Genomic DNA, 22,830 nt, shown 5'->3' on the forward strand with positions numbered 1-22,830 from the left:
CTGCCGCGCGCCTTCCGCGCCGAGGGCGAGGAGTGGGTGGTGTGGGTGACGGACGCGGAGGGCGAGGACGCCCTGGAGTTCGCCCCGGCGACCGGCAACGTGCCCGGCGCGCCCCCGCGCCGGCTCGCCGCCGGACAGCTCGGCCGGGTCCTGGAGCTGGCCATGGCCCCCGACGGCAGCCGGGCCGCCGTAGCCGTCCACGACGGCAGACTGCTCCTGGTCGAGCGGGAGACCGGCGAGGTCCGCGAGGTCGACCGCAGCGACGACGGCGAGGTGAACGGCCTCGCCTTCTCCCCCGACTCCGCCTGGCTCGTCTGGTCCCACCCCGGCCCCGCCCGCTCTCCCAGCTGCGCCTCGCCCACACCACCGACCTGTCGGTCACCGAGGCGACCCCGCTGCGCTTCATGGACTACGCGCCCGTCTTCACCCTCGACGGCAAACACCTCGTCTTTCTCTCCAACCGTGCCTTCGACCCGGTCTACGACGAGCATGTCTTCGACCTCGCGTTCGTGGTCGGTGCCCGCCCGCACCTGATCACCCTGGCCGCCACCACGCCCTCGCCCTTCGGCCCGCAGCGCCACGGCCGCCCCTTCGAGACCCCCGACAAGGACGAGACCCCCGACAGCGAGGGCACCCCGGCCACCCGTATCGACCTCGACGGCCTCGCCGACCGGATCGTGCCCTTCCCGGTCGAGGCCGGCCGCTACTCCACCCTCCGCGCCGCCAAGGACGGCGTGCTCTGGCTGCGCCACCCCGTGCACGGCGTCCTCGGCGCCGCCCGCGCCCACCCCGAGGACCCCGACCCGAAAGCCGAGCTGGAGCGCTACGACCTCGTCCAACGACGCCTGGAGCACCTGGCCTGCGACGCCGACCACTTCGAGGTCAGCGGCGACGGCAAACGTGTCCTGCTGTGGGCCGACAGCCGGCTCAGGGTCGTCCCCAGCGACCGCCGTACCACCTCCGACGACGACGGCGACAACAGCGTCACCGTCGACCTCGCCCGCGTCCGCCAGACCCTCGACCCGGCCGCCGAGTGGCGGCAGATGTACGACGAGACCGGCCGCCTCATGCGCGACCACTTCTGGCGGCCCGACCTCGGCGGCGCCGACTGGACCGGCATCCTCGCCCGCTACCGTCCCCTCCTGGCCCGCCTGGCCACCCACAGCGACCTCGTCGACCTCCTCTGGGAGGTGCACGGCGAACTCGGCACCTCGCACGCCTATGTCATCCCCGCCCAAGGCCCCGGCGGCGGCCCCCGGCACGGACTGCTCGGCGCCGACATCTCCCGTCACCCGGACGGAAGCTGGCGCATCGACCGCATCCTGCCCGCTGAGATCTCCGACCCCGACGCCCGCTCCCCGCTCGCCGCGCCCGGCGTCGCCGTCCGCCCCGGCGACGCGATCATCGCCGTCGCCGGCCACTCGGTCGACCCGGTGACGGGCCCGGGTCCGTTGCTCGCCGGCACCGCGGGCCACCCCGTCGAGCTGACCATCTCCCCGGCGGCCGGTGGCGAACCCCGCCACACGGTCGTCGTCCCCGTCGCCGACGAGGAACCCCTGCGCTACCACGCCTGGGTCGCCGACCGCCGCGCCCACGTCCACGCCGCCTCCCACGGCCGCCTCGGCTACCTCCACGTACCCGACATGCAGGCCCCCGGCTGGGCCCAGATCCACCGTGACCTGCGCGTCGAGGTGGCCCGCGAAGGACTCGTCGTCGACGTCCGCGAGAACCGCGGCGGTCACACCTCCCAACTCGTCGTCGAGAAGCTCGCCCGCCGCATCATCGGCTGGGACGTCCCGCGCGGCATGCGCCCCACCAGCTATCCCCTTGACGCCCCGCGCGGCCCGGTCGTCGCCGTGGCCAACGAGTTCTCCGGCTCCGACGGCGACATCGTCAACGCGGCGATCAAGGCCCTGGGCATCGGCCCGGTCGTCGGCACCCGCACCTGGGGCGGTGTCATCGGCATCGACAGCCGCTACCACCTGATCGACGGCACGTTGGTCACCCAGCCGAAGTACGCGATGTGGCTGGAGGGGCAGGGGTGGGATGTCGAGAACCATGGGGTGGATCCGGACGTGGAGGTCGTACAGAGGCCACAGGACTGGGCAGAAGGCCGCGACACCCAGTTGGACGAGGCAGTGAGGCTCGCACTGGAAGCGCTGGAATCGGTGCCTGCCAAAACTCCGCCAGGCATGCCGACTTAAGGGGCGCGGGGCTGTATTGATATGCGGCTCCGCCGCGATGGGGGTCCCCCCGGGTTCGAGCGAAGCCGAGAACTTGGGGGATCGATCAACCCCCACCGGCCCGCACCTGACCGACTACGATTGGCCCCCGTACTGATCACCGGCGAAAGCGAGCGCACGCGACATGGCAGGCGAGCCCCAGGAAGACTGCCTGTTCTGCAAGATCGTCGAAGGGCACATCCCGGCGACGATCGTCCGCGAAACAGAGACCACCGTAGCCTTCCGGGACATAAACCCCCAGGCCCCCACTCACATCCTGGTGATCCCCAAGGCCCACTACGAGAACGCCGCCGCCCTCGCCGCAGGGGCACCGGAACTCGCGGCCGACGTCCTGCGCGAGACTGCCGAGGTCGCCGCAGGCGAGGGGCTGGACAGCTACCGAACCGTCTTCAACACAGGCTCCGGCGCGGGCCAGACCGTCTGGCACGCCCACGCCCACCTCCTCGGCGGCCGCGGCATGCAGTGGCCCCCCGGATAACGAACCGTGTCCGTACGTGAATTGGTGATCCTTGGCACCGCCAGCCAGGTCCCCACCCGGCATCGCAACCACAACGGCTATCTGCTGAGGTGGGACGGCACAGGCATCCTGTTCGACCCCGGCGAGGGCACGCAGCGCCAGATGGTGCGCGCCGGGGTCGCCGCCCACGACCTGAACCGCATCTGCGTGACGCACTTCCACGGCGACCACTCCCTCGGCCTCGCCGGCGTCATCCAGCGGATCAACCTCGACCAGGTACCGCACGAGGTCACCGCGCACTACCCGCGCTCCGGCCGGCGCTTCTTCGACCGGCTGCGCTACGCGACCGCCTACCGGGAGACGGTCGGCATCACCGAGGCGCCGGTCGCCGCCGACGGCATCCTCGCGGTGACCCCCTCGTACACCCTGGAGGCCCGCAGGCTGTCGCACCCGGTCGACTCCTACGGCTACCGACTGATCGAACCCGACGGCCGCCGTATGCTGCCCGAGCGGCTCGCCGCGCTCGGGATCAAGGGCCCGGACGTCGGCCGGCTGCAGCGCGAGGGCCGGCTGGGGGACGTCACGCTGGAGGACGTCAGCGAGGTGCGGCGCGGGCAGCGGTTCGCGTTCGTCATGGACACCCGGCTCTGCGCCGGTGTGCACGCCCTCGCGGAGGGCTGCGACCTGCTCGTCATCGAGTCCACGTTCCTGGACGAGGACACCGAACTGGCCGTGGAACACGGGCATTTGACCGCCGGGCAGGCCGCCGCCGTCGCCCGGGACGCGGGCGTGCGCCACCTCGTGCTCACCCACTTCAGCCAGCGGTACACCGAGCCCGAGGAGTTCGAGCGGCAGGCACGGGCGGCCGGCTTCGCGGGGGAGCTGACCGTGGCGCACGATCTGCTGCGGGTGCCGGTCCCGAAACGGCGATAAGCCGCCCGTACGATGCTTTGATGCCCCTCCCGAAAGCAGAACTGCACCTCCATGTCGAAGGCACCCTGGAGCCGGAGCTGGCGTTCGAGCTGGCCGCCCGCAATGGCGTGACCCTCCCGTACGCGGACACGGAAGAGCTGCGCAAGGCGTACGAATTCGAGGATCTCCAGTCCTTCCTGAACCTGTACTACGAGCTGATGGCCGTCCTGCGCACCGAGCAGGACTTCGCCGACCTGGCGAACGCCTATCTGGCCCGCGCCGCCGCGCAGGGTGTCCGGCACGCGGAGATCTTCTTCGACCCGCAGGCCCATCTCGCGCGGGGCGTGTCCATGGGCACGGTCGTGGAGGGGCTGTGGCGGGCGCTCGGCAGCAGCGAGGAGAACCACGGCATCTCCACGAAGCTCATCATGTGCTTCCTGCGCGACGAGTCCGCCGAGTCCGCGCTGGAGACGCTGCGGGCGGCGACGCCCTACCTGGACCGGATCACCGGGGTCGGCCTGGACTCCGCCGAGGTCGGGCATCCGCCGGTGAAGTTCCGGGAGGTGTACGAGGCGGCGGCCGCGCTCGGGCTGCGCCGGGTCGCGCACGCCGGTGAGGAGGGGCCGCCGGAGTACATCACCGAGGCCCTGGACGTGCTCGGCGTCGAGCGCGTCGACCACGGGCTGCGCTGCATGGAGGACCCGGCGCTGGTCGAGCGGCTGGTCCGGGAGCGGATCCCGCTCACCGTGTGCCCGCTGTCCAACGTCCGCCTGCGCACGGTCGACACGCTGGCCGACCACCCGCTGCCGGCCATGCTCGACGCGGGCCTCATGTGCACGGTGAACTCCGACGACCCGGCGTACTTCGGCGGCTACGCGGGCGACAACTTCACGGCCGTGCACCGGACCCTGGGCCTGTCCGAGGACCGGCTGCGCGAGCTGGCCCGCAACTCCTTCCTCGCGTCCTTCCTGGAGGACGACGAGGAGCGCCGGGCCCGCTACCTCGCCGAGGTGGAGGCGTACGACTTTCTCTGAGCGGCGTCGGTTCAGGCGACCGGTGCCGGTGCGGGCGAGGGCGTGGGGTCCACCGCGTGCTTGATGCAACTTGCTCGCGCGTTCCTGTCCATCGGCCCTGTCCATCGACGGTCGTCGCCCCTCCCTCTCTCGAAGGAGATCCGGAGGTGCGATCTGTGTCACTTTTTGGTTTGCCGGATGTAGGTCCAGGCCCAAAGCGCTACGGTCGTTCTCATATATGGACGTCATTCATAAAGGGAGATGATCAGGTGGGCGGCGATCCGAGTCCCGAGGGTGTCGCGCGGCGCCTGCGGGAGGGGATGGCGCGTGGGGTGCTGTCCTTCCCGCTGACCGCGTTCCATGACGACGGCTCCCTCGATCCCGACGGCTTCCGCGCCCATGTCGCGGGCAGGCTCGCCGCCGGGCCCGGTGCCGTCTTCCCGGCCTGCGGCACCGGGGAGTTCTTCTCGCTGGACGAGGAGGAGTACCGGACCGTCGTCCGGGTCACCGCCGAGGAGGCGGCCGGAAAGGTGCCGGTCGTGGCCGGGACCGGGTACGGCTGGGCGCAGGCCGCCCGGTTCGCGCGGATCGCCGAGGAGGCCGGCGCCGACGCCCTGCTGGTGCTGCCGCACTACCTGGTCGACGCCCCGCAGGACGGCCTCGCCGCCCAGCTGGAGCGGCTCGCCGAACGCACCCGGCTGCCGCTGATCGCCTACCAGCGCGGCCAAGTCGCCTATACGGTGGGCGCGTTGCGGCGCATCGCCCGTATCCCGAACGTCATCGGCGTCAAGGACGGCCACAGTGACCTCGACCGGCTCCAGCGCCTCACCCTCGCCGCCCCCGACGGCTTCCTCTTCTTCAACGGCGCCGCCACCGCCGAGATCCAGGCCCGCGCCTACGCCGCCGTCGGCGTCCCCGCCTACTCCTCCGCCGTGCACGCCTTCGCCCCCGAGATCGCCGGCGCCTTCTTCGCCGCACTCCAAGACGGGCAGGAGGGTACGGCCGACAAACTGCTGCGGGAGTTCTACGTCCCGTTCGCCGAACTCCGCGACCGCGCGCCCGGATACGCCGTGTCCCTGGTGAAGGCGGCGGCCCGGCTGCGCGGACAGCGCGTCGGACCCGTGCGCGCCCCGCTCACCGACCCCGCGCCCGCCGACCTCGCCGACCTCAAGGCCCTGCTCACTGCCGGACTCGACCTCGTAGGAGCCTCCCTGTGACCCGTGACCTGACCATCGCCGAGGTGCGCCTGACGCCGATCCTGGTCGCCGACCCGCCGCTGCTCAACACCCAGGGCGTGCACCAGCCGTACACCCCCCGGCTGATCGTGGAGATCGTCACGGCCGACGGGATCACCGGGCTCGGCGAGACCTACGGCGACACCAAGTACCTGGAACTGGCCCGCCCGCTGGCCGCACGGCTCCCTGGACGGTCGGTCATGGATGTGAACGGACTGTTCGCGATCGACCTGGGCGTGGACGAGTCCTGCGTCCAGGGCGAGGTGGACGCCGGCGGGCTGCGCGGGGTGCAGAGCGCCGACAAGCTGCGGCTGTCGGTGCTGTCCGCCTTCGAGGTCGCCTGCCTGGACGCCCAGGGCAAGGCGCTCGGACTGCCCGTGCACGCGCTGCTCGGCGGCAAGCTGCGGGACGCCGTCGAGTACAGCGCCTACCTGTTCTACAAGCCGGCCGGGCACCCGGCGGGCGTCCCGGCCGAGCCCGACCACTGGGGTGCCGCGCTCGATCCGGCCGGGGTCGTGGCACAGGCGCGGGAGCTGCGGCGGCGGCATGGATTCGGGTCGTTCAAGCTCAAGGGCGGTGTCTTCCCGCCCGACGAGGAGATCGCCGCCGTACGGGCCCTCGCCGAGGCCTTCCCCGGACACCCGCTGCGCCTCGACCCCAACGGCGCCTGGTCGGTGGAGACGTCCCTGAAGGTGGCGAAGGAACTCGGCGACGTCCTGGAGTACCTGGAGGACCCGACGCTCGGGACGCCCGCGATGGCCGAGGTGGCCGCCGGGACCGGCGTGCCCCTCGCCACCAACATGTGCGTGACCACCTTCGGGGAGATCAAGGAGGCGTTCACCCGCGACGCCGTGCAGGTCGTGCTCTCCGACCATCACTACTGGGGCGGGCTGCGCCGCACCCGCGAACTCGCCGCGATCTGCGCCGCGTTCGGGGTCGGGATCTCGATGCACTCCAACACCCACCTCGGGATCAGCCTCGCCGCGATGACCCAGGTCGCGGCCACCGTTCCCGGACTGCACCACGCGTGCGACTCCCACTACCCCTGGCAGTCCGAGGATGTCCTCACCGAACGGCTCCGCTTCACGGACGGGAGGGTCGTGGTGTCGGACGCCCCCGGTCTCGGTGTCGAGCTGGACCGGGACGAACTGGCCCGGCTGCACCGGCGGTGGGCCGAGGACGACGGCTCGCTGCGGGACCGCGACGACGCGGCGGCGATGCGGGTGGCCGAACCGGGCTGGCGGCAACCGGTCATGCCCCGCTGGTAAGCACCTGTCAACCCGCTGCACGGCGCGCCGAGTGGTGCACACTGGCCAGATCCGCACCACGCCAGGGAGCGCACCGTGACCCCGTCGCACACGATCACCGGAGAGGAACCGGAACACCTCACCCGGGCCGCGCCCTGCCGGGCCCAGGTCGATCCGCTCGCGGCGCTGCGCGGGCCCGGCGACCCGCCCTGGGACGTCTGTCTGACGGGCACGGTCTTCCTCGACATCATCTTCACGGGCCTGGACTCGGCGCCCGTACGCGGCACCGAGTCCTGGGCCCGGGGCATGGGCTCAAGCCCCGGCGGGGTCGCCAATATGGCCACGGCGCTGGCCCGGCTCGGGCTGAAGACCTCCCTCGCGGCGGCCTTCGGGGACGACCACTACGGCGACTACTGCTGGGACGCGCTCGAACAGGGCGAGGGCATCGATCTGTCGGCGTCACGGACCGTGCCCGGCTGGCACTCGCCGGTGACCGTGTCCATGGCGTACGAGGGCGAGCGGACGATGGTGTCGCACGGGCACGAGCCGCCGCCTCAGGCCGCGTTCCTCCAGGAGCGGGCCCGGGACCGCGTCCCCCGCGCACGGGCGGCCGTGGCCTCGCTGACGCCGGGGACGCGCGCGCCGTGGATCACCGCGGCCGCGCGCGAGGGGACCCGGATCTTCGCCGACGTCGGCTGGGACGACACCGGGGCGTGGGATCTCGCCGGGCTGGCCGATCTGGAGCACTGCGAGGCGTTTCTGCCGAACGCCGAGGAGGCGAAGCGGTACACCGGGGCGGACTGTCCGCGGATCGCCGCGCATGCCTTGACCGAGTATGTGCCGGTGGCCGTGGTGACGCTGGGGCCGGAGGGGGCGTATGCGGTGGACCGGCGTACGGGGGAGGCGGCGGAGGTGCCGGCGATCGCCGTGGAGGCGCTGGATCCGACGGGGGCGGGGGATGTGTTCGTCGCCGGGTTCGTGACGGGGTCCCTGGCGGGGTGGCCGCTGGCGGACCGGCTGGCCTTCGCGGGGCTTACGGCGGCCCTGTCGGTGCAGGAGTTCGGAGGGTCGCTGTCGGCGCCGGGGTGGTCGGAGATCGGGGCGTGGTGGCGGCGCGTGCAGGCCCTTCCGGGGCAGGATCCGGCGGCGTTGCGGAGGTATGAGTTCCTTGAGGGGCTGGTGCCGGAGGAACTGGACCGGCCGTGGCCGTTGCGGCGAGCGGTACCGACGATCGGTTTCCGCCACTCCGGCTGACGTACGCGGCGGAAGAGTCACCCTCTGAAAAGCCCTACGGGCTTGTCAGTGCACCGTCGTACCCTGGAGTCGCGAGGCCGTCCTCAGCCAGACGGCCGTGACGAGGAGGAAGCGCAGGCCTTCAGCGCCGGCCCATGACACAGACACCCACAGCTCACACCACCCCCGCGCAGGAGCAGGCGAGAGCGCAGTTGACCGTCCCCGCCCAGCACCCCATGGTGACCGTGCTGGGTTCCGGCGACTCCCTCCTGCGTGTGATCGAGAAGGCCTTCCCGGCGGCCGACATCCACGTCCGGGGCAATGAGATCAGCGCGGTCGGCGACCCCAGTGATGTCGCCCTCATTGCGCGCGTGTTCGACGAGATGATGCTGGTGCTCCGCACCGGACAGCCGATGACGGAGGACGCAGTGGAACGCTCGATCGCCATGCTCAAGGCGAGCGACGCCGGGACGAGCGACGGCACGGAAACCCCGGCACAGGTGCTGACGCAGAACATCCTGTCCTCGCGGGGCCGCACCATCCGCCCGAAGACCCTCAACCAGAAGCGGTACGTCGACGCGATCGACAAACACACCATCGTGTTCGGCATCGGCCCCGCCGGTACCGGCAAGACCTACCTGGCCATGGCCAAGGCCGTGCAGGCCCTGCAGTCCAAGCAGGTCAACCGGATCATCCTGACCCGGCCGGCGGTGGAGGCGGGGGAGCGGCTCGGCTTCCTGCCCGGCACGCTCTACGAGAAGATCGACCCCTATCTGCGCCCGCTGTACGACGCGCTGCACGACATGCTCGACCCGGACTCCATTCCGCGGTTGATGGCAGCGGGGACGATCGAGGTGGCGCCGCTCGCCTACATGCGTGGCCGTACGCTCAACGACGCCTTCATCATCCTGGACGAGGCCCAGAACACGAGCCCCGAGCAGATGAAGATGTTCCTCACCCGCCTCGGCTTCGACTCGAAGATCGTGATCACCGGTGATGTGACGCAGGTCGACCTGCCGAACGGCACGAAGTCGGGTCTGCGGCAGGTGCAGGAGATCCTGGAGGGTGTCGAGGACGTGCACTTCTCCCGGCTGTCGTCCCACGATGTCGTACGGCACAAGCTGGTGGGCCGTATCGTCGACGCGTACGAGAAGTACGACGACTCGCACGGCACCCAGAACGGCATGCAGAAGGGCCGGGGCAAGTCCGGGCACAAGGGGAAGTAGAAACAGCACGGCCATGTCGATCGACGTCAACAACGAATCCGGCACCGAGGTAGACGAGCAGGCGATCCTCGACATCGCCCGCTACGCGCTCGCGCGGATGCGCATCCACCCGCTCTCCGAGCTCTCGGTGATCGTCGTGGACGCCGACGCCATGGAGCAGCTGCACATCCAGTGGATGGACCTGCCCGGTCCGACCGATGTCATGTCGTTCCCGATGGACGAGCTGCGGCCGCCGTCGAAGGACGACGACGAGCCGCCGCAGGGGCTGCTCGGCGACATCGTGCTCTGCCCGGAGGTCGCCGCCAAGCAGGGGGCGGAAGCCCCGACACAGCACTCCATGGACGAGGAGCTTCAGCTGCTCACCGTCCATGGAGTGCTGCACCTGCTCGGCTACGACCACGAGGAGCCCGACGAGAAGGCCGAGATGTTCGGGCTCCAGGCCGCCATCGTCGACGGCTGGCGGGTCGACCACGGCCTGACCGGCCCGTCGCCGGCGCCGACCGTCTCGTAACCGGATCGGTCGGCCTCCGATGTCTCCGCAGATCGTGATCGGCGCGATCGCGCTGGTCGTCGTCGCCTGGCTCGCCGCCTGCGCGGAGGCGGGCCTCGCGCGTGTCTCCAGCTTCCGCGCCGAGGAGGCCGTCAAGTCCGGCCGGCGCGGCAGCGCCAAGCTCGCCCAGGTCGCCGCCGACCCCACCCGCTATCTCAATGTGGCCCTGCTGGTCCGCGTCGCCTGTGAGATGGCGGCCGCGGCCCTGGTGACGTACGCCTGTCTGCAGGAGTTCAGCGCCACCTGGCAGGCCCTGCTGGTCGCCATCGGCGTGATGGTCCTGGTGTCGTACGTTGCCGTCGGCGTATCGCCCCGCACCATCGGCCGCCAGCACCCGCTGAACACGGCGACGGGGGCGGCGTACGTACTTCTGCCCCTGGCCCGCGTGATGGGCCCGATCCCGTCGTTCCTCATCCTCATCGGTAACGCGCTCACGCCCGGCAAGGGCTTCAGGCGTGGCCCGTTCGCCTCCGAGGCCGAGCTGCGCGCGTTCGTGGACCTCGCCGAGAAGGAGTCGCTGATCGAGGACGAGGAGCGCCGGATGGTGCACTCCGTCTTCGAGCTGGGCGACACGCTTGTGCGCGAGGTCATGGTCCCGCGCACCGACCTGGTGGTCATCGAGCGGTACAAGACCATCCGCCAGGCCCTCACGCTCGCCCTGCGCTCGGGCTTTTCCCGGATCCCGGTCACCGGCGAGAGCGAGGACGACATCGTCGGGATCGTGTATCTGAAGGACCTGGTCCGCAGGACGCACATCAGCCGGGACGCCGAGAGCGACCTGGTCTCCACCGCCATGCGGCCGGCCGTCTTCGTGCCGGACACCAAGAACGCCGGTGACCTGCTGCGCGAGATGCAGAAGGAACGCAATCACGTCGCCGTCGTCATCGACGAGTACGGCGGCACCGCCGGCATCGTCACGATCGAGGACATCCTGGAGGAGATCGTCGGCGAGATCACCGACGAGTACGACCGGGAACTCCCGCCGGTCGAAGACCTCGGTGACGACCGCTTCCGGGTGACGGCCCGCCTCGACATCACCGACCTCGGCGAGCTGTACGGCCTGGAGGAGTACGACGACGAGGACGTGGAGACCGTCGGCGGACTGCTCGCCAAGGCCCTCGGCCGCGTGCCCATCGCGGGCGCGTCCGCCGAGGTCGAACTGCCCGACGAACGTCGGCTGAAGCTCACGGCGGAGGCCGCGGCCGGACGCCGGAACAAGATCGTCACGGTCCTGGTGGAACCCGCCGGGGAGGAGAAACCCGAGTGACACCTCAGGAGTTGCGCGCCTTCTGCCTGTCCTTCAACGCGGCCGTGGAGGACTTCCCGTTCGGTCCGGATGCCTCGGTCTTCAAGGTGCTGGGCAAGATGTTCGCCCTGAGCAGGCTGGACGGGCGGCCCCTGACGATCAACCTCAAGTGCGACCCCGAGGACGCGGTCCGGCTGCGCGGCGAGCACGAGGGGCTGATCGCGCCTGGGTATCACATGAACAAGCGGCACTGGAACACCGTGACCGTCGACGGCGAACTGCCCGAGCGGCTGGTCCGCGAGCTGATCGAGGACTCGTACGACCTCGTCGTCGCGGGGCTGCCGAGAGCGGAGCGGCTGCGGCTGGACCGGCCGTAGAGCCCGGGGACGACCGGCCGTAACAGGGGTACGACGTGGTCGTCGGCCGGTGCATGGACCGCCCACGGCGGCACCACGGCACCATCCGCCGCCACCTGCACGGCATGCGGCTGGCCGGCTTCTTCGACCGGGCCGCCGCCGTCCTCGTCGGCCGGACCTACACCCCCGGCGGCCGCATCCTCACCCGGCACCAGGCCGTCCTCGACGCGTTCGGGCCGCTCGGGCTTCTCGGGGTGCCGGTCGTCGCCGACGTCGGGTGCGGACATGTCGCGCCTTTTCTTTCGCTGGTCAACGGCGCGCGCGGCCGTGTGGTGCACACGGCCGCGCGGAGCGAGATCGTTCAGACCCTGGACCGGCCCGTGCGCCGGCCGCTGCTCCGACCCTGGCGCAGGCCCAGTCCGACCAGGACGGCGGCGGCCAGGACGATCGCCGCGTCCAGGGCGACGACCGTGTGGACGCCGCTCAGCAGGTCGTGGGACGTGGTGGCCAGCACGCCCAGCAGCGGGATGCCGACCGTGATGCCGACCTGCTGCGTGGAGGTGACCAGACCGGTGGCCAGGCCCTGTTCCTCGTCCGGGACACCCGAGGTGACGGTCAGGCCGTACGAGATGATCGCGCCCAGGTGGAACATGCTGGCCAGGGACACCGCCGCCGTGGCGAGCCAGACCGACCAGCCGTGGGAGTTCAGCAGGAGCAGGGCCGCGATCAGCGCGCCCTGGCCGGTCAGCGAGCCGACGAGGGTGCGGCGGGCACCGAAGCGGCCGATCACCTTCGCGGCGAGCGAGCCGGCGACCGCCGACAGCACGCCCTGGACGCCGAAGACCAGACCTGTCTCGAAGGCCGACAGCCGCAGGATCTCCTGGAGGTACAGGGTCAGCACGAAGATCACCGTCGACATCATCGAGAAGGTGACCAGACCGCCCACATTGCCCCAGGCCACCGTGCGGCGGCGCAGCATGGGCAGCGAGACCAGGGGAGCGGCCGTACGGGATTCGACCACCGTGAACACGGCCAGCAGGAGCACGCCGGCGACCAAGGTGATGACGACGTCCGCGCGGGCGAAGCCGTGGTCGGCTGCCGTGGACAGGGCGTAGATCAGGGAGAGCAGACCCGCGGTGACGGTGATCGCGCCGGGCAGGTCCAGGCGCGGGCGGTCCGGGGTGCGGGACTCCGGCAGCAGAGCCGGGGTGAGGGGCAGCACGATCAGCGCGGACACGGTGAGCAGGGCCATCGTGGAGCGCCAGCCGAGCGCGTCGGTCAGCATGCCGCCCGCGACCATACCGACCGTGTAGCCCAGCGACATCACCGTGCCGGCGATGCCGAGGGCGCGATCGCGGGCCGGGCCCTCCGGGAAGGTGGTGGTCAGCAGGGACATGGCTGTCGGCACGATCGCCGCCGCGCCCAGGCCCTGCAGCGCCCGCCCGGCCAGGAAGGACGCCGGGTCCCAGGCCAGGGTCGCCAGCAGTGAGGCCGCGCCGAACAGGGCCAGGCCGGTCAGGAACAGCTTCCGGCGGCCGTACAGGTCACCGATGCGGCCGAAGAGGAGGAGGAAACCGCCGGACGGGAGCGCGAACGCCGTGACCGCCCACTGCAGCGCCGAGCGGCTCATGCCGAGGTCGGCGCCGAGTTCGGGCAGGGCCACGTTCAGCACGGAGAAGTCCAGCGCGACCATGAACTGGGCCGCGCACAGCACGAACAGGACGAGCTTGTCACGCGTCGACAACCGGGGCGGCCGGGGGGTGTCGAGCGGTGTGCCCGTGACGGGGGTGGTGGGTCGGGTGGTGGAGTCGGTGTCGATCGCCATGCCTAGAGCTTCGGGCGCGCGGAATACCGGTGGGGAGTCGGAACTTATGGTGGTGGTGGAACCACCAGACACGACGGGGGAGGAGCCGGTACGTGCCTGCAGCGGGGGCGATGAAGAGTGAACGGCGCAACGAGCTGCGCGAGTTCCTGATGAGCCGGCGGGCCCGGGTCAGCCCGGAGGAGGCCGGACTGCCCGTCGGCGGCGGCCGGCGCCGTACGCCCGGACTGCGCCGGGAGGAGGTCGCCGTGCTTGCCGGAGTGGGCGCCTCCTGGTACCAGTGGCTGGAGCAGGGGCGGGAGATCTCCGTGTCCCCGTCGGTGCTCGACTCCGTCGCCCGCGTGCTGCGGCTGAGCGACGCCGAGCGCCGGCATCTGTACCTGCTGGCCGGGATGAACCCGCCGACGCCCGAAGTGGCCCCGGAGAAGCGGCACATGTGCGACGGGCTGCGGCGGCTGATCGACACCTGGATGCCGTATCCGGCGCACATCATGGACCTGTACTACAACTGCGTGATGTACAACGACGCGGCCGCGATCGTGCTCGGCATGCGGCCGGACATCACGCAGAACTGCCTCATCGACTTCTTCACCGATCCGCTGTACCGGTCGCGCAGCCACAGCTGGGAGCGGAACGCGCGAACGGTCGTGGCGCAGTTCCGGGCCGCGTGCGCGGCGCGACCGGACGACGAGGGGTTCCAGGAGGTCCTCGCCGAGGTGTCCGAGCGCAGCCCCGAGTTCCTTCGGCTGTGGGCCGAGCGGGATATCGAGGACCAGGGGCAGGTGCGCAAGGAACTGAGCCATCCGCTGGCCGGACTGCTGGTCGTGGAGTCGACGGTACTGAAGGTCCCGGTCCGCCCCGATCTGATGATCGTGCTGCACACTCCGCTGGACGAGGCGAACACCGCGGAAAAGCTGGAATGGCTGGCGTCCCCCGAGGGCCGGCGGGGCGCGATGTACCCCGTGGCGGGGTGAACGGGGCCGGGCTTCGTATGCTCTGGGCATGACCGAGAGCAACGCGCTTGATCCCGAGGACCGCAAGATCGTGACCCTGGCCCGTTCCGCGCGGGCCCGTAACGGTGTGCCGGAGGGGGCGGCCGTACGGGACGAGACCGGGCGGACGTATGTCGCCGGGTCGGTGGAGCTGGCCTCGCTGCGGCTGAGCGCGCTGCGGACGGCGGTCGCCATGGCCGTGGCGTCCGGGGCCACGTCGCTGGAGGCGGCGGCGGTGGTGAGTGACGCGGAGTCCGTGGCCGACGAGGACCGGGCCGCTGTCGCTGACCTCGGCGGTGCGCAGACGCCGGTGCTGCTGGCCGGCCCTGACGGCGTTGTGCGGTTCACCGTTTCCGCGGGCTGAGAGGGCGAGGCGTTCGGGGCGAACGGCAGGTCGGCTGGAATTCAACCTTGTTGAGTTCTTGCTCCTGCGCATCAATAAAGCCGTAAGTTCCGACGGGCCGTCAGATCCGCACCGCCGACGCGGCGTCCGCACTCGCCTGCTCAGGCCTCTTCACCCGTCGGCGTCCCCCCACACGGCACTCCCCCACAGGGAAGGGAAGCGGATCTCCATGAGAGGCAAGCGCACGGCAACGGGTGCGGCACTGGCCGCCGGGGCCCTCGCGGTCACCGGACTCGCCTTCGCACCCACCGCGGCCGCCGTCACCCCACAGGCGGCGACCATCTCCGCGAGCTGCGGCATCTTCGGCGGCGGTACGGCCACGCTCACCGCCACCCAGAGCGGCACCTCGGCCACCATCACCCTCAGCTCCTCCGCGATCACCGCGCCGGTCGCGGTCGCCCAGGACTCCATCTCCTCCACCCTCACCATGGCCAAGGCCGGCGGCGGCTCCGTCGTGTTCAGCGGGACGAAGAACCCCGCGATGAAGACCGGCGACCCGGTCAGCGTCGGCCCGCTCCCCGGTACCGTCGCCTCCGGTGACAGTCTCGACGCGGGCGGCGGCTCGCTGAAGATGGTGATCTTCGGGGTCACCGTGAACTGCACCGCGAACGGCCCGCAGTCGCCCGGCCCCTTCGTCTTCGACTGACCGGCCTGTTCGGCTGACTGAACTGAGCGATCTGTTCCGGATGCCGCAGAAACTGATGATCCGTCAGATTTCTGCGGCATCCGCATTGACTTCTCACTCCCGCTCCACATCAATGCCCCCTGTCGGCGCAGATGAGCCGCTGCGCCCGCAACCCTCAGGAGGGGGCCCCATGGGTTCGACACCCCCAAGATCACGAAGATCCCGACGGTGGCGCTGGAGCGCACTGTTCGGAGCGACCGCGCTCGCGGTCACCGCGGGCGGCGCGCTGGCCTTCCCGGCCGGTGCCGCCGGCACGAACGTGGACTTCGCCACGCACTGCATCCCGCCCGCCGTGGCGGGCATACCGCCGATCGACGGCACCACGACCGCCAGTGTGTCGGTGGACAACACCAGCCCGAAGGTCGGCGACACCGTCACCGTGACCTACACCGTGGTCACCGCCGCCGCCGGCAATCCCACCGACCTGGCCCTGCCGGCCGACATCATGACCCCGACCGGGAAGGTCACCCTCGGTGGCGCGCAGACGGGGGACGTGACCGTCGCGGGGCCCAAGAAGAATCCGCCGGTGCCGGGGAAGGCCGCCTTCCCGTCCTTCTCGATGACCGGCACGTTCACGGTCACCAAGCCCGGCCAGATCACCCTCTCGCCCGGCGACTACAACATCCACACCAGCTACATCCTGGAGCTGGACACCCCCTGCACGGTCACCACCCCGCCCGCCCCGGTGTCGCAGACCGTCACCGCGACCGATGGAACTCCGGCCAACACCCGGGCCATCACGCTGAGTTCGGCCTCCGGTGATCCGGGTGCGAGTGTCACCGTCAGCGGTACGAACTTCACGCCCGGTGCCACCGTCACGCTGGCCGGGCGGGCCGGGGCCAACCAGACCGCGGACACCGCCACGGTCACGGCCGGCGCGCAGGGGGCCTTCAGCGGCTCCCTCGTCGTCACTGACAAGACGACCACCGGGATCGTGGCCTACGAGGGCGGCTCCTGGAGCGCGGACAAGGGGGCCGGGCCCGCGGCCTACGTCGTCAACGACAACTCGCCCGTTCCGCCGGGCAGTCAGAAGCTGACGACCACCGTCAAGGCGGGCACGCTGTCCATGGCCCAGGCCGGGGACTCCGTCGCGCTGTCGGCGGTCGACTTCGGCAAGGGCGGGGCCTCCACCGGCGCGCTGCAGACCGTCACCGTCAAGGACTTCCGTGGCGGACCGGCCGGCTGGTCGCTCACCGGCAAGGTCACCGACTTCACCGGTCCCGGTGCCAAGATCGACGCGGGCAAGCTGAGCTGGACCCCCGCCTGCGCGACCAAGCCCGGCAGCCCCAGCACCTGCAAGGCCGGTTCGGCGGGCACCCTGGGCGCCTCGGGAGCGACCCTCGCACAGACCGCCGACGGCACGCTCACCGGCGGTGAGTTCACCGTCGACGCCGGACTCTCGCTGGACGTACCGGCGTTCACGCCTCCGGGCGGGTACTCCGGCGTGCTCACGCTGACGCTCACCTGAGCGCAGGGGCGTCCGCACCCGCCCGTTCCCCCGTCCTACGCCGTGTCTCCGTCCGTGGGGGTCCGCACCCATGCGCAAGCCGTACGTCCTCCTCCTCGGCCTCACCGGCCTGTTCCTCGCCCTCCTCACCGCCGTACCCGCCCACGCCGCCGACAACGGCAGCTGGTCCGTCTACCCGGTCGCCTCGAAGATCGCCGCGCGGCCCTACTTCTCCCTCTCGGCCGACCCCGGCCAGACCCTCACCGACAAGGTCGCCGTCCAGAACAAGACCGGCGAGCCGCTCACCTTCCGGCTCTACGCGGCCGACGCCTACAACACCGCCCGCGACGGCGGTTTCGCCGTGCGGACCGTGCGGGAGCGCATGCTCGGGGTGGGCGCCTGGGCACGGCTCGCGCAGTCCCAGGTCACCGTGCCCGGGCATACGACCGTCACCGTGCCCTTCACGCTGCGTGTTCCGGAGGGGGCCGAGCCCGGTGACCACCCCGGCGCGATCGTCGCCCTGGACGTGGGGGTCCCCCCGCTCGAGCGAAGCCGAGAGTGGGGGAGTGTCGATCCCGGCGGCGGCAAGCTCGCGCTAGGGGTGCAGCGGGCCGTCGGCGCCCGTGTCTACCTCCGGGTCGGCGGGCCCACGTTGCCCGCGCTCTCCGTCGGGCAGGTGCAGATCAGCCATCACCAGCCCCTGATCCCGGGGTTCGGCGCCAGCACGGCCACCGTCTCCTACACCCTGCACAACACCGGGAACGTCACCCTCGACCCCAAGGTGGAGCTGAAGGTGCGCGGGCTGTTCGGCCGTACGCTGCTCGACCGCCGGCTGACCCGGGTGCCCTCCGAGCTGCTGCCGGGACAGCGGGTCCGGCTCACCGAGACCTGGCGCGGAGCGCCCCAACTCGACCGGGGCGATGTGACGTTGACCGCGAGCGCGCCGGGCACCCGGCAGTCGGCGAGCGCCACCTTCCTCGCACTGCCGTGGCTCGTCGTGGCGCTGGTGGGCGTCGCTGGTGCGGCGGCCGGGGTGCTGCTGGTCAGAGCGCGTCGGGGCCGCGTTCGCCGGTCCGCACGCGTACGACCGTCTCCACGGGTACGGCCCACACCTTCCCGTCCCCGATCTTCCCCGTCTGCGCGGCCCTGACGATCGCGTCGATCACGGCGTCGGCGTCCGCGTCCTCCACCACGACCTCGATCCGCGCCTTCGGCACCAGGTCGACCCGGTACTCGGCTCCCCGGTACACCTCGGTGTGGCCGCGCTGCCGGCCGTAACCGCTCGCCTCGGTCACGGTCAGACCGTGCACCCCCAGATCCTGCAGGGCGGTCTTGACCGCGTCCAGACGGTACGGCTTGACGATCGCGGTGATGAGCTTCATGCGTGGGTGTCGACCTTCTGCGTGCCGGCTGTGCTGAGGACGGAGTGGGAGACCGGGGCGCCGGGGCCCAGGACGCCGTGATCGTATGCCGTCTCGGCGTGCACCGTAAGGTCCGGGCAGGCGGCGCGGACGTAGGGCGATCGTGTTTCCGTGACGCTTCACTGGCTCAGGGTGACCGAAACCTCACGGGGCGGCCGGGGCCCGGGGCCGGGGGGCGCGCGGTACGGCCGGGCCTCGTGGATCAGGGACAATGAACGGCATGAGCGTTCGTACCCCGTCATCCGAAGAGCCGGCCGAGACCGTCCACCGCGCCGGCTTCGCCTGCTTCGTGGGCCGCCCCAACGCGGGCAAGTCCACCCTCACGAACGCTCTGGTCGGGCAGAAGGTGGCCATCACCGCGAACCAGCCGCAGACGACGCGGCACACGGTACGCGGGATCGTGCACCGGCCCGACGCCCAGCTGATCCTCGTGGACACCCCCGGGCTCCACAAGCCGCGCACGCTGCTCGGCGAGCGGCTCAACGACGTCGTACGCACGACGTGGGCCGAGGTCGACGTGATCGGCTTCTGCCTTCCCGCGAACGAGAAGATCGGCCCCGGTGACCGCTTCATCGCGAAGGAGCTCGCGGGGATCAGGAAGACCCCGAAGGTCGCCATCGTCACCAAGACCGACCTCGTCGACTCCAAGGCCCTCGCCGAGCAACTGATCGCGATCGACCAGCTGGGCAAGGAGCTGGGCATCGAGTGGGCGGAGATCGTCCCGGTGTCGGCGGTGGGGGCCAAGCAGGTGGATCTGCTGGCCGACCTCCTGATCCCGCTCCTCCCCGAGGGCCCGGCCCTCTACCCCGAGGGCGACCTCACGGACGAGCCCGAGCAGGTCATGATCGCGGAACTCATCCGCGAGGCGGCCCTGGAGGGCGTCCGCGACGAGCTGCCGCACTCCATCGCCGTGGTCGTGGAGGAGATGCTCCCGCGCGAGGACCGCCCGGCCGACCGTCCCCTGCTGGACATCCACGCCAACGTCTACATCGAGCGCCCCAGCCAGAAGGGCATCATCATCGGCCCCAAGGGCAAGCGCCTGAAGGAGGTCGGCATCAAGTCCCGCAAGCAGATCGAGGCGCTGCTGGGCACGCCGGTCTTCCTGGACCTGCACGTAAAGGTGGCCAAGGACTGGCAGCGCGATCCCAAGCAGCTTCGTAGGCTGGGTTTCTAGTTCCTCCCCGCCGGCCCGCCCGTCTGTCTCGGTCGGCTGAGAGGTGCTCTCGCAGGGTTTTGGCTCCCGCATGCAGTTCGAGGCGCTGCTGGGTGCGCCGGCCGTGCGGCGGTAGCCGCGTATCGATGCTGCCTGGACCTGCACGTAAAGGTGGCCAAGGACTGGCAGCGCGATCCCAAGCAGCTTCGTAGGCTGGGTTTCTAGTGGCCGGCTAGTCGACTCCTCTGATCCGGCGCACCAGCACCGCCCCCGCCACCCCGATCACCGCCGCCACCAGGTACAGCACCCGGTAGCCGCCGAGGTATGTCACGATCGGCGCGGCCAACGCCGGAGCGGTCACCTGTGGCAGGGCGTTGGCCACGTTGATCACACCGAGGTCCTTGCCCCGGTCCAGCGCCTTCGGCAGGACGTCCGTCATCAGCGCGAAGTCGACCGAGGTGAACACGCCGAAACCGACCCCGAGGACCGCCGACGCGACGATCGCGCCCGGCCAGGTCTGCCAGCCGGCCAGCGCCGCCGTCGCCACCGCCATCAGCAGCCCCGACCAGATCACGAACGGCTTGCGCCGGCCCACCCGGTCCGACCACACCCCGCCCACCACGACGGTCGCCATCAGCGTCACGCTGTTGACGGCCGTCAGGATCAGCACCCCCTGGTCGGCGTCGTGGCGGTGGAGGCGGTCCCGCAGGTAGTACAGCAGGTACAAGAGGACCAAGGAGTTGCTGAGGTTGATCAGGAACCGGGTCAGCCAGGCCCAGCCGAGGTCGGGGTGGTGGCGCGGGCTCAGCCAGAAGCCCGCCAGGAAGCCGCGCCAGGACCACGGCGCCCGGTCCTCCTTCGCCAGCCGCAGATCCTCGTAGCGCAGGACGTACGGCAGCACACCCGCCGCCGTGCACACCGCGCACGCCAGATACCCGGCCCGGATCCCGCCTGCCGCCGTCGCGAGGCCGGTGCCGCCGACCACGCCCAGGATCTGCGCCGCTCCCAGCCAGCCGCCCACCGCGCCTCGCTGGAGCCGGGGCACCCGGTCCGGCACGGCCGCCGTCACGGCCGCGAACGCCGCGTTCAGCGTGAGCTGCACCAGGCACCAGGCCGCCGCCATGGACCACACCCCGCCCGCCTCGGCGAGCAGCAGCAGGCACAGCGCGCCGCCCGCCGCCCCGGCCACGATCCACGGGGTACGCCGGCCCCGGCGAGCCGTCGTCCGGTCGGACAGGGCGCCGAAGAAGGGGTTGGCGAGCAGGGAGACCACCGCGCCGGCCCCCGTGACCCAGGCCAGTATCGTCTCCTTGGACATCCCGGAGCCGGGCGCGAAGTCCTTCGCCTGGGAGGCCAGCAGGATCTGCAGCGGCCCGAACCAGCCGACCCAGATCGCCCCGTTGGCCAGCGAGAGCGCCGCCGTCCAGCCCCGGCCGACCGGTTCGGCCGGCTCGGCGAGGGCAGCGGAGGCCGAACCGCCGACCGTGGTCATCTCTGGGCCCGGAGCACGTCCCGGAACCAGCGGTAGGAGGCCTTCGGGGTGCGCTCCAGCGTCCCGTAGTCCACGTGCACCAGACCGAAGCGGCGTGCGTAGCCCTCGGCCCACTCGAAGTTGTCCAGCAGGGACCACACGAAGTAGCCACGCACATCCACCCCGGATTCCAGGGCGGTGTGCAAGGCGCGGATGTGGGCGTCCAGGTAGGCGATGCGGTCCTGGTCGTCGATGCCCTCGTAGGAGCAGCCGTTCTCGGTGATGACGATCGGCGGGAGCCTGTCGCCGTAGCGGTCACGGAAGCCGGTCAGCAGCTCGGTGAGGCCCTCCGGGACGACCGGCCAGCCGAAGTCGGTCGTCGGACGGCCCTCGATCTCCCTTACCGAGAAGGGCAGTTCGGCGGGCAGCGCGAGGCCGCCGTACTCGCTGTCGGTGCCGCCCGGCGCGCCCGCCTTCGTCGGCGCGTAGTAGTTGACGCCGTACCAGTCGAGGGGCTCGGCGATGACCTTGAGGTCGGCGGCCACGTCGCCCGGCATCAACTCGCCCATCCCCTCCGGGTATTCGCCGAGGATGACCGGTTCGGCGAACAGGCGGTTGAGCAGGAGGTCGTAGAAACCGGCCGCCTCCATGTCCGCCGGTTCGGCGGAGGCGGGCCAGGTGGGGCCGTGGGAGTTGGCGATGCCGATGTCGCTCGCGCCGGCCGCGCGCAGGGCCCGTACCGCGAGACCGTGGGCGAGGAGCTGATGGTGGGCGGCCGGGAGCGCGTCGAAGAGGAGCCGCTTGCCGGGAGCGTGGGCGCCCAGGGCATGGCCCAGCAACGTATGTTCCGCGGGCTCGTTGAGGGTGATCCACTTGCCCACGCGGTCGCCGAGGCGCCCGGCCACCACGCTGACGTACTCGGCGAACCGGTCCGCCGTGTCCCGCCGCAGCCAGTCCAGCGAGGCGGGCAGATCCCAGTGGAAGAGGGTGGGCACGGGCCGTACGCCCGCCGCGCACAGCTCGTCCACCAGACGGTCGTAGAAGTCCAGGCCGCCGGGGGAGTTCACGCGGGGCCAGGAGACCGAGAAGCGGTACGCGTCCACGCCGAGGCCGGCGAGCAGGGCCACGTCCTCGTCGTAGCGGTGGCAGTGGTCGCAGGCCACCGCCGCCGTCGACCCGTCCTTCACCCGGCCCGGTTCGGCCGTGAACACGTCCCACACGGAGGGCTCGCGCTCCTCGGCCGCCCCCTCGATCTGATGGGCCGAGGTCGACACACCCCACAGGAAGCCGTCGGGGAAGCGGGGGAGCGGGGCGGGGGTCGGATCGCCTGCGTCAGTCGCCATGGCCGGGATCATCCTTACCCCCGGTAACAGAAGTCAATGCCCCGGCGGCAACCAGTGGTCACGCCCCCTTCCGGCCGTCCGCCTACGCCCCTTCCTTCAGCACCCGGGACACCAACTCCCGCTGGTCCTCGGTGAGTCGAGGGTCGGCCGCGTACACCGTGCGGCCGTCCACGGTGATCTCGTACCGGAAGCCGTCCGGGACGCCGGCCGGCGGGGAGCCCTGGCCGGACGCGAGGACGCGTTCGGCCAGGGCCTGCCATGCGGGGGCGTCGGGCCGGCCCGAGGTGTCCACCTCGGCCCGGCGCTCCAGCCCCGCGAAACCGCCCGTGCGCCGTACCTGAATACGCATGAGTCCCTGTCTAGTACGGATGGTGC

General features: G+C 71.2%; 21 protein-coding genes and 2 pseudogenes. 18 read left to right on the plus strand and 5 right to left on the minus strand.

Translation table 11 applies throughout. From position 1 onward, the window contains the following. The 12 genes and pseudogenes from M878_RS78300 to M878_RS94985 form a co-directional block, all read left to right on the plus strand. Window positions 1–2,204: pseudogene (locus M878_RS78300) on the plus strand (S41 family peptidase); the annotation flags it as partial. A 163-nt stretch (window positions 2,205–2,367) separates the two neighbouring features. Then, entirely contained in the window at window positions 2,368–2,721 is a 354-nt protein-coding gene (locus M878_RS78305; RefSeq protein WP_023550897.1) for a histidine triad nucleotide-binding protein, read from the plus strand. Window positions 2,722–2,727: 6 nt separating this feature from the next. Further along, entirely contained in the window at window positions 2,728–3,633 is a 906-nt protein-coding gene (locus M878_RS78310) for a ribonuclease Z (protein ID WP_031226115.1), read from the plus strand. A 20-nt stretch (window positions 3,634–3,653) separates the two neighbouring features. Then, window positions 3,654–4,646, plus strand: a complete 993-nt coding sequence (locus M878_RS78315) for an adenosine deaminase (protein WP_023550899.1) — start codon at window positions 3,654–3,656, stop codon at window positions 4,644–4,646. Between the two features lie 299 nt (window positions 4,647–4,945). Then, window positions 4,946–5,842: a 5-dehydro-4-deoxyglucarate dehydratase gene (locus M878_RS78320; RefSeq protein ID WP_051430310.1), complete on the plus strand. Its 897-nt coding sequence runs from the start codon at window positions 4,946–4,948 to the stop codon at window positions 5,840–5,842. Then, window positions 5,839–7,128, plus strand: a complete 1,290-nt coding sequence (locus tag M878_RS78325) for a glucarate dehydratase family protein (RefSeq protein WP_023550901.1) — start codon at window positions 5,839–5,841, stop codon at window positions 7,126–7,128. The genes M878_RS78320 and M878_RS78325 overlap by 4 nt, the downstream gene beginning before the upstream one ends. Window positions 7,129–7,203: 75 nt before the next feature. Then, window positions 7,204–8,361, plus strand: coding sequence for a carbohydrate kinase family protein (locus M878_RS78330; protein WP_023550902.1), 1,158 nt, complete (start codon window positions 7,204–7,206; stop codon window positions 8,359–8,361). A gap of 134 nt (window positions 8,362–8,495) precedes the next feature. Beyond that, the gene (locus M878_RS78335) at window positions 8,496–9,566 is read left to right on the plus strand and encodes a PhoH family protein (RefSeq protein ID WP_031226117.1); all 1,071 of its coding nucleotides are present in this window, start codon (window positions 8,496–8,498) and stop codon (window positions 9,564–9,566) included. A gap of 13 nt (window positions 9,567–9,579) precedes the next feature. Continuing rightward, window positions 9,580–10,077, plus strand: a complete 498-nt coding sequence (gene ybeY / locus M878_RS78340) for an rRNA maturation RNase YbeY (RefSeq protein ID WP_023550904.1) — start codon at window positions 9,580–9,582, stop codon at window positions 10,075–10,077. 19 nt (window positions 10,078–10,096) lie between these two features. Beyond that, window positions 10,097–11,383, plus strand: coding sequence for a hemolysin family protein (locus tag M878_RS78345; protein ID WP_023550905.1), 1,287 nt, complete (start codon window positions 10,097–10,099; stop codon window positions 11,381–11,383). Beyond that, window positions 11,380–11,739, plus strand: a complete 360-nt coding sequence (locus M878_RS78350; protein WP_023550906.1) for an MmcQ/YjbR family DNA-binding protein — start codon at window positions 11,380–11,382, stop codon at window positions 11,737–11,739. The genes M878_RS78345 and M878_RS78350 overlap by 4 nt, the downstream gene beginning before the upstream one ends. An 80-nt stretch (window positions 11,740–11,819) precedes the next feature. Then, a pseudogene (locus tag M878_RS94985) lies at window positions 11,820–12,092 on the plus strand (LD-carboxypeptidase); the annotation flags it as partial. Here M878_RS94985 and M878_RS78355 read toward each other — a convergent pair. Beyond that, window positions 12,080–13,543 (minus strand): MFS transporter, encoded by a 1,464-nt coding sequence (locus M878_RS78355; RefSeq protein ID WP_023550907.1) that lies wholly within the window; start codon window positions 13,541–13,543, stop codon window positions 12,080–12,082. The pseudogene M878_RS94985 and the gene M878_RS78355 overlap by 13 nt on opposite strands. A gap of 110 nt (window positions 13,544–13,653) precedes the next feature. On the opposite strand from M878_RS78355, the gene M878_RS78360 reads away from it, so the two are divergent. The 5 genes from M878_RS78360 to M878_RS78380 all read left to right on the plus strand — a co-directional run bounded on the left by M878_RS78360 (window position 13,654) and on the right by M878_RS78380 (window position 18,217). Then, window positions 13,654–14,514 carry a helix-turn-helix transcriptional regulator gene (locus M878_RS78360; RefSeq protein WP_023550908.1) on the plus strand — a complete coding sequence of 287 codons (861 nt, stop codon included), beginning with the start codon at window positions 13,654–13,656 and terminating at the stop codon, window positions 14,512–14,514. 28 nt (window positions 14,515–14,542) lie between these two features. Further along, window positions 14,543–14,896 carry a cytidine deaminase gene (locus M878_RS78365; RefSeq protein ID WP_023550909.1) on the plus strand — a complete coding sequence of 118 codons (354 nt, stop codon included), beginning with the start codon at window positions 14,543–14,545 and terminating at the stop codon, window positions 14,894–14,896. A gap of 208 nt (window positions 14,897–15,104) precedes the next feature. Beyond that, a complete protein-coding gene (locus M878_RS78370) occupies window positions 15,105–15,581 on the plus strand; it encodes a hypothetical protein (RefSeq protein ID WP_023550910.1) in 477 nt (158 codons plus the stop codon). Between the two features lie 169 nt (window positions 15,582–15,750). Next, window positions 15,751–17,088, plus strand: a complete 1,338-nt coding sequence (locus M878_RS78375; protein WP_023550911.1) for a hypothetical protein — start codon at window positions 15,751–15,753, stop codon at window positions 17,086–17,088. A gap of 70 nt (window positions 17,089–17,158) precedes the next feature. After that, complete coding sequence (locus M878_RS78380; protein ID WP_023550912.1) at window positions 17,159–18,217, plus strand: WxL protein peptidoglycan domain-containing protein; 1,059 nt, start codon at window positions 17,159–17,161, stop codon at window positions 18,215–18,217. Here M878_RS78380 and M878_RS78385 read toward each other — a convergent pair. After that, complete coding sequence (locus tag M878_RS78385) at window positions 18,111–18,449, minus strand: P-II family nitrogen regulator (RefSeq protein WP_023550913.1); 339 nt, start codon at window positions 18,447–18,449, stop codon at window positions 18,111–18,113. The genes M878_RS78380 and M878_RS78385 overlap by 107 nt on opposite strands. 259 nt (window positions 18,450–18,708) lie before the next feature. Between M878_RS78385 and era the strand changes: the two genes are divergently transcribed. Next, on the plus strand, window positions 18,709–19,662 hold the full coding sequence (gene era / locus M878_RS78390) for a GTPase Era (RefSeq protein ID WP_023550915.1): 954 nt from the start codon (window positions 18,709–18,711) through the stop codon (window positions 19,660–19,662). 211 nt (window positions 19,663–19,873) lie between these two features. Here the strand turns inward: era and M878_RS78395 are convergent, their stop codons facing one another. From M878_RS78395 to M878_RS78405, 3 genes are all read right to left on the minus strand, one after another. Then, a complete protein-coding gene (locus tag M878_RS78395; RefSeq protein WP_023550916.1) occupies window positions 19,874–21,133 on the minus strand; it encodes an MFS transporter in 1,260 nt (419 codons plus the stop codon). Further along, on the minus strand, window positions 21,130–22,455 hold the full coding sequence (locus M878_RS78400; protein WP_023550917.1) for a GH1 family beta-glucosidase: 1,326 nt from the start codon (window positions 22,453–22,455) through the stop codon (window positions 21,130–21,132). The genes M878_RS78395 and M878_RS78400 overlap by 4 nt, the downstream gene beginning before the upstream one ends. 82 nt (window positions 22,456–22,537) lie before the next feature. Further along, window positions 22,538–22,804, minus strand: a complete 267-nt coding sequence (locus tag M878_RS78405; RefSeq protein ID WP_023550918.1) for a protealysin inhibitor emfourin — start codon at window positions 22,802–22,804, stop codon at window positions 22,538–22,540. Window positions 22,805–22,830 lie beyond the last annotated feature (26 nt).

Origin of the sequence: Streptomyces roseochromogenus subsp. oscitans DS 12.976 (genome assembly GCF_000497445.1) — a bacterium.
In the GTDB taxonomy this organism is placed as follows: Bacteria; Actinomycetota; Actinomycetes; order Streptomycetales; family Streptomycetaceae; genus Streptomyces; species Streptomyces oscitans.